We start from the raw sequence: 11,778 nt of genomic DNA, 5'->3' as shown, positions 1-11,778 counted from the left end.
GTTATTTTATGGCTGGTATTTTTTTTATATCCTTTGTGTTAAAACGGTAATCTATATTTCCCATCTCCAATCCGAACTCATCAATATGCACTGAAAAACAATCTTCATTCATGATTTGTCCCTTATTGAAAATCACCAAAAGTATGTTTTCTTTACCAAGTCCATAGGTTTGTTGGAAAAGGCATGCGTCCGGTACAATTGCCCCCCCCTTCTCAGTCACTAATCTGACATATTGGCCCATTCTGAATGAAATAATCTGTACGATTTCGCTATATAGATTGAAGGGTATCTGCTTTAATAATTCTTTTTCATGCATTGATAAACGGAATTGGAAATACAGTTTATCGCTCCTGATGTAACTATGCTGTGAGTTTTTCTTTGGCGCAAATACCTCCTGAGGCATATAAACCATAGCTGTATTAATGTTTTTTATTTTTTTGTCTTGTATCAGTCCGTTTGCAGGATTATTTATATATTCCATTAGTTCTGCTTTACTAGAAACATACTTTTTACATGAGGTTGCTGGCATTGCGGAGATGAAAATGATCAATACTATGCAAATCTTGTGAAAATTCGTCATTTCGATTTTGCCGATTGATAATTTTCATTTAACTCGTTTATTACCGTAGTGGTAATATCGAGTCCTTCCCTGGCGTATGCTATTGTCCCTGATTGATTAGCAATCAGAATCAATTTATAGTTATGTTTTTTTCCGTAATCCAATAAGAATGAATTGATCTGCGCAACTATGCTCTGAGTTAGTTTTCCATCCTCTTGCCTTGCATTCTCCTGTACACCCTTTTGGTAGTCGTTAAGTTGCTTTTGCTTTACCTGGATTAATTGTTTAGACAACTCTTGTTCTTTTGGAGACATCGTAGCAAGACTTTTTTCATATTTTTGAATAGATGCCTTCACCTCTGCGGTCAAGGTGTCGATGTTGGATCCCCAGAGCTTTGTTTTCCCCTGAAAAACTTTTTTTGCATCTATAGCACCCTTAAATTCATTCATAATTCGGGAAGAATCGACATAAGCAATCTTTTCCCCCTGAAAAAAGTAGTTGAAAAATAAAAATAAAACCATTAAGAAGAGAAGGCATTGATACACTTGAAAATAAAATTTTTTTTGCAAAAATGGAGTTTGTTTCATTGCAGATTATGTAATAAAATTGGCGCAAAAGGCATAATAGCTATTCTGTAGCATAAAATATATACTGCAAAATTTCAATAAAATTCTTTCTTGGAAATAAAGAAAATAGAGCTTTAAAATTTAAGATCTGACGGAGAAAAACGGGTTGTCGTCAATATATGTGCGGCAAACTGCTGCACGTCTCCGAATAATACGGTTCAGCGATTGGAATAGGTGATTCATATGTGATAAAGATTTAGTCTCTAATAGCCGAAATTAATTATTTTTTATCAAAAACAAATTATTTTATTAAAAACTTTGGAGGCTGTCTAAATTTGATTGCAGAAAAGTGTAATAAGAGGTTTAATTCATTTTTTAACTACATTCGGGAGGTTTCCGAATAATTTCATCAGCAATCGTGCCTTAAATGCCCGAGAATCGTTCTATAACATTTCCAATTTGCCAAATCTAAACAGATCGTATGTATGAAATCCTTTAGATAGCCTGTTGAGTCAAAGCAAAAGAGTTCTTGAGAAAAAGGTTGTAGATTAATTGTGAAAACATTTAACAAACACTTTAAAACAAGAACTCATGAAACAAGGTACACAATTAGATTTTAGCGGGCAAAAGATTTTTATTGGGATAGATGTTCATAAAACATCGTGGAAAGTTTGTCTGCGTAGTGAGCACATGGAGCTGAAGACATTTTCTCAGGAGCCTTTGGCTAAAATATTAATTAATCACTTAAAAGAAAACTACCCGTCAGCGGCCTATCACATGGTTTATGAAGCTGGATTTTGCGGATTTTGCTACCAGCGGGAATTTAGTGAGGCGGGTATTAACTGCATCGTTGTACATTCGGCTGACGTTCCTACGACAGATAAGGATAAACAGCGAAAATCGGACATTGTTGATTGCCGGAAGCTGGGTAAAACATTGAGTGAGGGAGCACTTGAAGGGATATTCATTCCGGGTGTTGAACAACAGGATGACCGGGGAGTTATCCGCTTTTACCAGCAGATGGTGAAAGACCAGACACGCTACAAAAACCGGATTAAAGGTTGGCTTAATTTCCAGGGGATAATCGTGCCGGGGGATGATCATAAATATTGGTCAAATAATTTCATCCAATGGCTTAAGGATCTTTCCTTAACCCCATCGGCAAAAATAAATTCAGCCCTGTTGATACAAGGGTACGCGCAGTCCAGGATAATGGTGCTGCAAGCAACAAAGCAGGTGCGGACCTTGTCGCGGGAGGCACGCCACGAAAAAGAAATAAAGCTACTCAGAACTGTTCCGGGAGTCGGAGAGATTACCGCTTTGCTATTTATAACAGAAATAGGTGATGTTAATAGGTTTAAGCATTTTGACTCCTTGTGCAATTATATCGGGCTTATACCCAGGGTACATGGCAGCGGCGATAAAGAAGCGTTTTTGGGGCTTACCAACCGGGCGCACCATCAGCTTCGTGAAAAGCTCATCGAAGCAAGCTGGGTTGCTATACGTTTAGACCCCGCCCTGACGCTGGCCTTTAACGATTATTGTAAAAGGATGAAAAAGAATAAGGCTATTATTAAAATAGCCAGAAAAATGCTCAACCGGATGCGTTTTGTATTGAAGAATCAACAAGAATATGTAACAGCAGTCGTAAAATAGATTTTAAAAACATAAATTAGCTGATGCCTGATAAAACCGATTAGTTTTTTTTATCAAATGGCAAACCGAACGTAAGAAGCCGCAGCCCGAAAGGTGTCTGCTTTAGACAGATTACGGTTGCCTTTTTTAACAAATAATATAAACGCGATCCTGCGGCCCGGTTACCGGTGTCTGCTTATAGGAGATTGATTGGTAATTATTAAAGCATTCAAGTATATTGAAATCCGGCGAAGGTTTTTTTAGCCATTCATGAACAGGATAAATAATAAATGAGTCCGCCGATTTGGCGGACTCATTTATCCTTGGTTCAGCAGATCATATTGCTGGCAGCCTGCTTCCTCTTCTGAGCTGCATTTGAAAGGTAAAAAAAATATGGCCGTGCTTTAAGTAATTATTAGTAAAATATAATTTTATGTGATCTATTTACCCTCTTTCAAGAGCAATTGCTTACTTATCGGCAAATTTCATCATAGGAGGTTCTTAGGTTGTTGAGAACGCGACATCCGACACTGATATGTGTTATATGGTTGGCATTTAGTGATTTACTTAGCTCGATAATAAAACTCCGCGAAAGAAGCTTCTCCAGAAATTTACTTCAAATCAAAGAACGTGGAATGGGTTTAACATCCCTACGGGTTTTAGGGACTTTAATGGTTTTTAAAAGACAATTTACTGATTTAAGGACGGCAGTCAATCTATTATTGATTGCCTCCGGCTAGAGAGGCCTAAAGTAAATCCTTTCAATTCGAACGGACATTTTCATGAATAAAAAAGAATTGTTTTTTCCCTTTTTTCGTATATTTGAACATAGCATTTGCAGCTATATACATATAAATAAAAGTGGTGAGTAATTCGGTGAGTACGAATTGAAAACCATTCAAGATATCAAATAAGCGCAGAAAATTAGGCTTAAAACGAATCCCTCCCTCTCCGCAAAACAGAGAAAAACGCGTCTTTTTGAACATGTTTTTATCTGTTTATACAGTATTGATAATCAGAACTTTAGATAAAAAAAGAAAACGAACTAATCAACGAAAACCACAATATAAAAAAGTGGCGTGCTTTTCTAAAAATTGAAATAAAACCTCAAAAAAAATCGAAAGCATGATGGGATTTGAACACCCTTAATTGCATCCCTGCGGCCATCCTTTAGATCTTTTGCAGCAATTGTTGCCTCCTGAGAACTGATTAAACCTTACATCCTCATCCCATCCATCTGATCGCTACCGTTTTTAAAGATGGCCTCACTGTTGAGTAAATAAGCACCAATGGTAACTATCACATCACCGGCATTCAGGCCCGATAAAACAGGGACATAATTTTGATTACCCACCCCTGTCTTGATCATTCTCGGTGAAAAGCTACCATTCGTATTTTTCACCCAAACTATGCTGCCGTTGCCATTGGTCAGGATAGCCGAAGCCGGCACGGCTAAAGAACGGTTATTTCCACCATTTATCGCGATATAAGCTTGCATACCCGGTCTGATCAAACCCTGTGCATTGGGAATACTGATCCTGATCAGGTCAACTTTTGAAGCTTCTGACAGTTCCGGGTTAATAAATTCGATCTTGCCTTTGATGATTTCCCCTCCCAGATCAGGAAAAGAAACACTGACCAAATCGTTCTCTTTATAATTTCCCGTTTCGCTGGCGTAAAGCTGCGCTTCCACCCAAAGGTTGTTCAATCCCTGCGTTTTCAGCACAGTCATACCTTCGGTAACATAATCACCCTCGTGAACAGTTAGAGCACTTACCGTACCCGCGACGTTACTTAGTATGATGGTTGTGGCAGAAACCTTTTGCGTAGCTGCTAAACTTTTGATCTGGGAAACGGACAAACCCCATAATTTCAATTTGCTTTCGGATGCGCTGATCAACTGGTTATAATCCACATCGGGGTTATGCAATACTTTTTGCTGTTGCCTGGCCAGCAGATATTCCTTTTCTGCTTCTTGTAGGTCTTCACTGTAAAGCGCATAAACCGGCTGGCCTATCGTTACTTTTTCGCCGATAGACCGTATAAATAATTGCTGTACCCGCCCCGTTAACCTGGCGCTAAACTCCGTTGCCGTATTTTCATTCGTAGTCACTGTGCCGGTAAGTGTTTTTTCACTCCCTGTATTTTCTTCCCTGATGGTATCGGTTTGTATCCCGGCTAATTGTATTTGTGTAGCGTTCAATGTAATAGTGTTGACACTGGCGGCATCTGTGATTTCTACTTTGATCAATTTCATCGCACAGATCGGGCAATTGCCCTCATGGTCTTCATGCACCTGCGGATGCATGGAGCAAGTATAATAGGCTTTGTTTGGCTGGTTAGCCATTTGTTGCGGCTTTTGCTTACAGGCTGCAACAAACAAGGCGAACAATAATGCCATATAGATGAGCTTACTCATTTTCTTTAGTTTTAATAAAGCTTTCGCTGTCTGTTAAATATTGTGCATTAACAGCCAAGCTATCGGTAGCTGCCAATCCTTTGATAATCTGTATTTCAATACCGCTAGTAATTCCGGTATTTACCTCGTGCGCTTTAAACGAAGCGCCCTGTTTAAGCCATACCACTTTGGTACTACCCATATCCAGTACGGCTGACCGAGGTATCCATAGTCCATTGATCTTTCCGGTTCGGATGCTTGCCTTGACTAAAGCGTTTACTTTGAGTTCATGATCCATATTATCGAGGTACACCCGGATACTGGTGGTTTTATCGCCATCGGGTAAAGTCGGTGCGATAAAATTGACTTTCCCGGTGATCTTCCGATCGGGCATATCCGGCAAGGTGATTTGAACCGGCTGGTTCAATTTTACAGATGCTATCTGTGATTGGCCAACTTTGATGATCGCCCATAGTCGATGCGGGTTAACTACATTGAAAAGCGTTTGCCCTTGGGTGACATACATTCCTTCTTTAATGGCTAAGGGCAGATTATTGGCTAAGTCAGTGGGCATTGGAGTATCGCCACCAGACTGGCTATGCGACATATCATGCACATGGCCCTCATAAGAACTGTAAACAGGCAGGCTGTAAAAGGGCTTACCTGTTTTAATGAGTTGGTTGATCTGTTGGTTGGTCATACCCTGTAATAGCAGTTTTTGACGGGCCGCATTGATCAATTCGGTTTCTTGCGCGGAGTTTTTAGTTAGGTAGAGCAGATCCTGCTGCGCCGTTGCCAGATCAGGGCTGTAAATATCAAAAATGCGCTGTCCGGCATGTATCTCCTGGAAAGCGTATTTAATATATAACTTCTCAATGCGCCCCGTGAAACGGGACGCGATGTTATTAAACGTGCGGGTATCAAAATCCAAATAACCATCCGCTAAAATTGCGGTAGCCGTTACTTTTTCCACAGGTGTAATGGAGCCAACCGCAGAAATAACATTACTGTTAATGGGCTGTAAAACGGTATTCAGGCTGATACCTGCCCCTTCACTGGCCTGGCCCGATCGTTTTACCAAGGTCATGCCGCAGATTGGGCAACTTCCTGGCTTGTCTTCCATAACCTGCGGGTGCATCGGGCAGGTGTATTTCACCTCGCTTTTGGTCGTGGCTGTAACCGGTGCTGGTTCCTTATTTTCGCAGGCGCTTATCACGAGGATTACAGCCAACGATAAGGTAAGGATTTTAATACTTCTCATATTCCCTTTCATAAGCTACCTGTAAAGTCAATAATTCCTGTAAGCGGTCCAATACTGACATCCTTGCCGCTTGTAAGCGTTTAATACCTTCTAAGACAGATGGCAGGTCGCCGGTGTTTTGCTCATAAGCCTGTAAGGATGTCTTATAAGTATTCTGTAAGGCCGGTATAATGTTTTGCTGATAGTTCCTTAACTGCCTTTTCTTACTGCTTATATCAGCTCTGTAACTTGCCAGTTGGCCTTGTGCCTGGTTCAATATATCCAGTTTTTTCTGCTGCAGTTCTGCCACCTCGTAACGGATACCTTTCAAGTTGGCTTTATATTCCTTAGAAGCCCAGGGGACAATAGGGATGGTAACCGAACCCATCAAGATATATTGATTGGCATAACCACCGTAACTTTGCATGTGTCCGGCCTGTATTCCGAAATCCGGCTTACGTTTGGCGTATTCCATTTGTAAATTAAGTTGCTGTAATTCGATATTGCGGTTGATTCCCTTAATATCGCTGCGCGTACCGGCCAGCATTGCGGTATCAGTAATGCTCGTTTCGTAGTCTTTTAACAAGATTGTGGTATCTACAATAAAAGCTGTTTGCTGCGGCCTGCTCATCAACGTATTCAGCATGATGTTCTTTTGGTTGATCTCGTTATTCAATTGCTCACGGGTATTATCCAATTCAAACAAGTCGGCCTTGGCTTTATAAATATCAGGCAGTTTTTCCTTGCCATAAGTCAGGCGGATATTAGCATCTTTCAGCATATACTCTAACAAATTCTGCGTGTTTTGTAATTGCACTAGTTTTTTTTCCAATACCACCCGTTCATAATAATATTGCCTGGCCTGTGCGACCAGTTGATTTTTCAGGTAATTCTTATCTTCCCTGGTCACGTTGGATAAGCCTTTCATATAATCTTCCTTCACTTTTAGCTTAGCCGGATTGGTGAACATCTGCTCGGCCTGGATCATAAAGGCTCCACCGTTCGGGTTAAGCTGATACGGAACCTGATACTGGCCCGCACTGACTTTTGGTGCATCCAGACTTCTTGCACCTGTAGCGTAGGCATCCTGTGCGCTACCTTTGGCATCGTAAGCCAGCAAAACCGGATTATTGGCTACGCGGGCTAATACGCTATCTAACGGCAACCGTTGAGCGTTCGCCAAATTTGCAAGACATAAGAAGCCCATTAGTATGATCTGATATTTTTTCATTATTCCTTTACCTCCAATACTTCCAATTTGCCATGCTTCCTGAGCTCGTATTCTTTCACCATTAAAAAGATAAGTGGTGTTACCAATAATATATGCGTAGAAGAAGTTAATACCCCGCCGATCATCGGCAGTACAATAGGCTGCATCACATCGCTGCCTGTTCCGGTTGCCCAAAGCACCGGCACTAAGCCAAATAGCGCCACGCAAACTGTCATCAGTTTTGGACGTAAGCGTTTGGCCGCACCATTCATGACATATAACCGCAGGTCTTCCTTAGTGATAGTCTCTTTGGAGTTTCCTTTTAAAGCCACTAGCTGCTGCATTGCATCGTTCAGGTAGATCACCATCACGATGCCCGTTTCAACGGCAATCCCAAAAAGGGCAATAAAGCCGACAGCCACCGCAACCGATAAATGCGCCCCGAAGAAATAAACCATATAAGCCCCGCCGATCAAAGCGAATGGGATGGAGATCAGGCTAAAAAAGGCTTCCCGGATCGAATGAAAAGCAAAATATAAACAAGCGAAGATGATGATGAGCACAATGGGCAAAATCATTTTTAAAGTATGTTCCGCCCGGATGAGGTTCTCATACTGGCCGCTCCACTCAATGTAGTAGCCTTTGGGCAGAGTTTTAACGAGGTTATTCAATTTGTCCTGTGCATCCTTTACGGTACTTCCGAGATCCCGGTCACGGACATTAAACAATACCGTTCCGCGCAAAAGCGCATTCTCCGATTGGATCATCGCGGGGCCATCGCTGATCTTAATATCGGCTACCGATGATAATGGTACCGGGCCATTATTCACAGTCTGCACCAAGGTTCGTTTGATAGATTCTAAATTATTACGGTAATCCTGTGCCAGCCTTGCGTTAACGCTGAAACGCTGCCTGCCTTCTACGGTCGTGGTCAAATTCATACCACCCAATGCGCTTTCCACTATTTCGTTTACATCATCCACACTCAATCCATATCTTCCGATGGCATCTTTGTTTACTTGTATGTCCAGGTATTTACCACCGGTGATGGGATCAACATAAAGATCTTTGACGCCGTCTAAACCGATCAAAGCTTGTTTCATTTTGGTGGATAGCGCGTTAATGGTGTCGAGGTTCTGACCGTACACTTTTAAGCCTACATCGGTACGGATACCGGTGGAGAGCATATTGATGCGGTTAATAATCGGCTGTGTCCAGCCGTTCACGACGCCAGGGATCTGCAATTTGGCATTCAGTTCATTAATGATATCTTCTTTTCTGATACCTGCCCGCCATTCGCTCTTAGGCTTGAGTAACACAATCGTTTCCGTCATACTGATCGGCGAATTGTCTGTCGCGGTGTTTGCCCGCCCTGCTTTACCCAACAAATTTGCTACCTCGGGTACGCTTTTGATGATCTTATCCTGAACCTGTAACAACTGCTTGGCCTGGGCATTGGATACATCCGGTTGGGTTACCGGCATAAATAGGATCGTTCCTTCATCTAATGGCGGCATAAATTCACTACCCAAAGACAGCAATAGCGGTATGCTAACGAGTAGGGCAATGATATTAATGCCGATGGTGGTTTTGCGCCAGGTTACGCACCAATTGAGTACAGGCCGGTAAATTCTTTCCAGTCCACGGTTGAGCGGGTTATGGTCGTCCGTTCTCAATTTTCCTTTCAGAAAAAAAGAGATCAGAACGGGTGCCAGTGTTACCGCCAGTATCGCATCAATAGCCAGTATAAACGTTTTTGTCCAGGCAAGCGGCCCAAACAATTTGCCCTCCTGGCCTTCCAGCAAGAATACCGGCAGGAATGAAGCCACAATGATTAGTGTCGAAAAGAACACGCCACGGCCTACCTGTTTACAGGATGCTTCTATAATTTTGATTCGTTCTGCTGTGGTCATGGCTTTTCTTTTTCTTGTGCAATGGATAAGTTCCGGTGCGAGTTTTCTACCATAACGATGCCATTATCCACGATCACCCCAATGGCTAAGGCGATACCGGTTAACGACATGATATTGGATGATATACCAAAGGCGTTCAATAAAATGAAGCTGGCTGCTATGGTGATAGGAATCTGTATAATGATGCTCAACGCGCTTTTAAAACTCAATAAGAACAGGATCACGATGATAGATACCGTAATCATTTCCTCAATAAGTGTGTGTTTAACCGAACTAACTGCGTTTTCGATCAGTTCGCTGCGGTCGTAAGCGATATTGAATTTTACACCCGCAGGGAAACCATTTTGAATGTCCGTCATTTTCGTTTTGACGGCATAAATTACTTTATCGGCATTCTCGCCATAGCGCATGACCACGATACCGCCAACAGCTTCGCCGTTCCCGTTTCGGTCAAAAATACCTAGGCGTTCATCGCCGCCCATTTGTACGGTAGCAATATCTTTGATCTTGACCGGAATTGTATTGATCACCCCAACCGGGATGCTTTCCACGTCAGCCAAACTTTTGATATAGCCCAGCCCACGGACAATATAGCCTGTGCCGTTCATTTCAAACTTGCGCCCACCAACATCATTGTTATTGCTTTTGATGGATTTAAGCACCTGTGAGAGGGGAATATGGTAATAGTTAAGTTTATTGGGGTCGATGGTCACCTGGTATTGCTTTTCAAAGCCGCCGAAAGAAGCCACCTCACTTACGCCTGGAACAGTTTGTAAACCCAATTTCACGTACCAGTCCTGTAAAGCCCTTTGCTCACCCAGATCCATGCTTTTAGCATCGAGTGTGTACCATAGAATATGGCCGACACCCGTACCATCCGGCCCGAGCGTTGGAGTAATGCCCTGCGGCAGTAAACGCTGTGCATAGTTCAGCCGTTCCAGTACCCGGCTTCGTGCCCAATACACATCGGCTTTATCTTCAAATACGATATAAATAAAGCTCATCCCGAACATAGAAGTGGCGCGGATCGCTCGAACTTTGGGGATGCCTTGCAGGTTGCTTACCAAAGGGTAAGTTACCTGGTCTTCCATCACCTGCGGGCTGCGGCCCTGCCATTCGGTAAAAACGATCACCTGGTTCTCCGACAGGTCGGGAATGGCATCGATAGGGTTTTCACGCACTGCATAAACACCCCAGGCAAAAAGCCCGATAGCAGCCAGCAGTACGAGATACCTGTTTTTTAAAGACAGGCTGATCAATTGGTTAATCATCTTAATTGCGTTAATCAGCCCTCCGCCGGTTAGCGGAAGGCTGAATGAATTACATTTTCATTTTTTCTGCCGGTTTCTTTTTGGCATCAGCTTTTTTAACCAGGGTCATACCGCATTTCGGGCATTTGCCGGGTTTGTCACTGATCACTTCCGGGTGCATGGTACAGGTGTATAGTACTTTAGCCGGTTTTACTTTTTTAGCTTTGGTGGTGTCAGACACGGGGTTTGTTGAGTTTGCGGCAAAAACGGTCGCGGCAGAAAATAGGATGGCAACAGCCATCAGCATTACTTTTTTCATGAGATTAAAATTAAAAAAATGAATAAATAGCATAGGCAAAACCTATACATGATTATGAATTAAGATGGATTACTAAGGAAGTATAGCCGGGTACAGAAAGTACGGGCTAAGAAAATACAGGTTAGATCCTGTAGGTGCAGTTTAAAGTATAAATCGGTATCGGAAGATTCCCCGGTGGGGCATTTACCTGATAGCAGATAGCATTAATTGTTGGAGTTGAGACGATAAATGCTACCCAGTGATCGCTTTCAGGCAATATTACCGGTGAAAGATCAGTCAAAGCAAAAGAACCGGCATTAACATGCGTATCCTTTACTTTAAAAGACTTTACATCATTTTTGCAGCAATTGTCTTTATCGGTGTGATCTGTCGTGGCATAGGTTAATTTAACAGAGGTCAGTTTACCGCAGCAATAGAAACGGTTTATACCTATACCCACACAGGATAGTAGATAGATAGCCGTTAATAAAAAGAGTGCTGAACGTTTCACAAAGCTAAGATAGGTATAAATTATTTTTTATTTCTCTTAAACCAATGTCATAAAATGGGGAAAGTTGATTACACCTCTTCTAATGAAAGGCGCGGAGCCTGCACCGTTATCCATCTGAATTATTCTTTCTGTAGACTTCTCGAATCACACTTAATATACCTTCTAAATGTTCAAATGGGGTACCTTGGTCCCCGCAAA

Annotated in this window: 10 protein-coding genes; 1 reads left to right on the top strand and 9 read right to left on the bottom strand. The window is 42.1% G+C overall.

The features are described 5' to 3' along the window. Nucleotide 1: 1 nt before the first annotated feature. Together AC1RM2_RS19080 and AC1RM2_RS19075 are read right to left on the bottom strand one after the other, a co-directional pair. Nucleotides 2-529: a hypothetical protein gene (locus AC1RM2_RS19080; RefSeq protein WP_492986758.1), complete on the bottom strand. Its 528-nt coding sequence runs from the start codon at nt 527-529 to the stop codon at nt 2-4. Nucleotides 530-576: 47 nt separating this feature from the next. Then, nucleotides 577-1,146 carry an OmpH/Skp family outer membrane protein gene (locus AC1RM2_RS19075; RefSeq protein ID WP_492986757.1) on the bottom strand — a complete coding sequence of 190 codons (570 nt, stop codon included), beginning with the start codon at nt 1,144-1,146 and terminating at the stop codon, nt 577-579. Nucleotides 1,147-1,716: 570 nt separating this feature from the next. On the opposite strand from AC1RM2_RS19075, the gene AC1RM2_RS19070 reads away from it, so the two are divergent. Further along, nucleotides 1,717-2,781: an IS110 family RNA-guided transposase gene (locus AC1RM2_RS19070; protein ID WP_492986756.1), complete on the top strand. Its 1,065-nt coding sequence runs from the start codon at nt 1,717-1,719 to the stop codon at nt 2,779-2,781. A 1,195-nt stretch (nt 2,782-3,976) separates the two neighbouring features. On the opposite strand, the gene AC1RM2_RS19065 is transcribed toward AC1RM2_RS19070, so the two are convergent. The 7 genes from AC1RM2_RS19065 to AC1RM2_RS19035 all read right to left on the bottom strand — a co-directional run bounded on the left by AC1RM2_RS19065 (nt 3,977) and on the right by AC1RM2_RS19035 (nt 11,580). Then, entirely contained in the window at nt 3,977-5,179 is a 1,203-nt protein-coding gene (locus tag AC1RM2_RS19065; protein ID WP_492986755.1) for an efflux RND transporter periplasmic adaptor subunit, read from the bottom strand. After that, complete coding sequence (locus tag AC1RM2_RS19060; protein ID WP_492986754.1) at nt 5,172-6,419, bottom strand: heavy metal-binding domain-containing protein; 1,248 nt, start codon at nt 6,417-6,419, stop codon at nt 5,172-5,174. The genes AC1RM2_RS19065 and AC1RM2_RS19060 overlap by 8 nt, the downstream gene beginning before the upstream one ends. After that, a complete protein-coding gene (locus AC1RM2_RS19055; protein ID WP_492986753.1) occupies nt 6,406-7,629 on the bottom strand; it encodes a TolC family protein in 1,224 nt (407 codons plus the stop codon). The genes AC1RM2_RS19060 and AC1RM2_RS19055 overlap by 14 nt, the downstream gene beginning before the upstream one ends. Continuing rightward, on the bottom strand, nt 7,629-9,521 hold the full coding sequence (locus tag AC1RM2_RS19050) for an efflux RND transporter permease subunit (protein ID WP_492986752.1): 1,893 nt from the start codon (nt 9,519-9,521) through the stop codon (nt 7,629-7,631). Before AC1RM2_RS19050 ends, AC1RM2_RS19055 begins: the two co-directional genes overlap by 1 nt. Then, entirely contained in the window at nt 9,518-10,792 is a 1,275-nt protein-coding gene (locus AC1RM2_RS19045; RefSeq protein WP_492986751.1) for an efflux RND transporter permease subunit, read from the bottom strand. Before AC1RM2_RS19045 ends, AC1RM2_RS19050 begins: the two co-directional genes overlap by 4 nt. A 49-nt stretch (nt 10,793-10,841) precedes the next feature. Beyond that, nucleotides 10,842-11,090, bottom strand: a complete 249-nt coding sequence (locus tag AC1RM2_RS19040) for a heavy metal-binding domain-containing protein (RefSeq protein WP_492986750.1) — start codon at nt 11,088-11,090, stop codon at nt 10,842-10,844. A 121-nt stretch (nt 11,091-11,211) separates the two neighbouring features. Then, nucleotides 11,212-11,580, bottom strand: a complete 369-nt coding sequence (locus tag AC1RM2_RS19035; protein ID WP_492986749.1) for an HYC_CC_PP family protein — start codon at nt 11,578-11,580, stop codon at nt 11,212-11,214. Nucleotides 11,581-11,778: the final 198 nt, after the last annotated feature.

Source organism: Mucilaginibacter sp. GW822-FHT03E02, assembly GCF_058801545.1.
The sequence above is the reverse complement of the archived record's forward strand: the minus strand, read 5'-3'. Positions and strand labels throughout refer to the sequence as shown.

Coding starts and splice junctions, on each gene's coding strand:
- AC1RM2_RS19080 (WP_492986758.1), bottom strand. CDS start 529: ATGCCAGCAACCTCATGTAAAAAGTATGTTTCTAGTAAAGCAGAACTA.
- AC1RM2_RS19075 (WP_492986757.1), bottom strand. CDS start 1,146: ATGAAACAAACTCCATTTTTGCAAAAAAAATTTTATTTTCAAGTGTAT.
- AC1RM2_RS19070 (WP_492986756.1), top strand. CDS start 1,717: ATGAAACAAGGTACACAATTAGATTTTAGCGGGCAAAAGATTTTTATT.
- AC1RM2_RS19065 (WP_492986755.1), bottom strand. CDS start 5,179: ATGAGTAAGCTCATCTATATGGCATTATTGTTCGCCTTGTTTGTTGCA.
- AC1RM2_RS19060 (WP_492986754.1), bottom strand. CDS start 6,419: ATGAGAAGTATTAAAATCCTTACCTTATCGTTGGCTGTAATCCTCGTG.
- AC1RM2_RS19055 (WP_492986753.1), bottom strand. CDS start 7,629: ATGAAAAAATATCAGATCATACTAATGGGCTTCTTATGTCTTGCAAAT.
- AC1RM2_RS19050 (WP_492986752.1), bottom strand. CDS start 9,521: ATGACCACAGCAGAACGAATCAAAATTATAGAAGCATCCTGTAAACAG.
- AC1RM2_RS19045 (WP_492986751.1), bottom strand. CDS start 10,792: ATGATTAACCAATTGATCAGCCTGTCTTTAAAAAACAGGTATCTCGTA.
- AC1RM2_RS19040 (WP_492986750.1), bottom strand. CDS start 11,090: ATGAAAAAAGTAATGCTGATGGCTGTTGCCATCCTATTTTCTGCCGCG.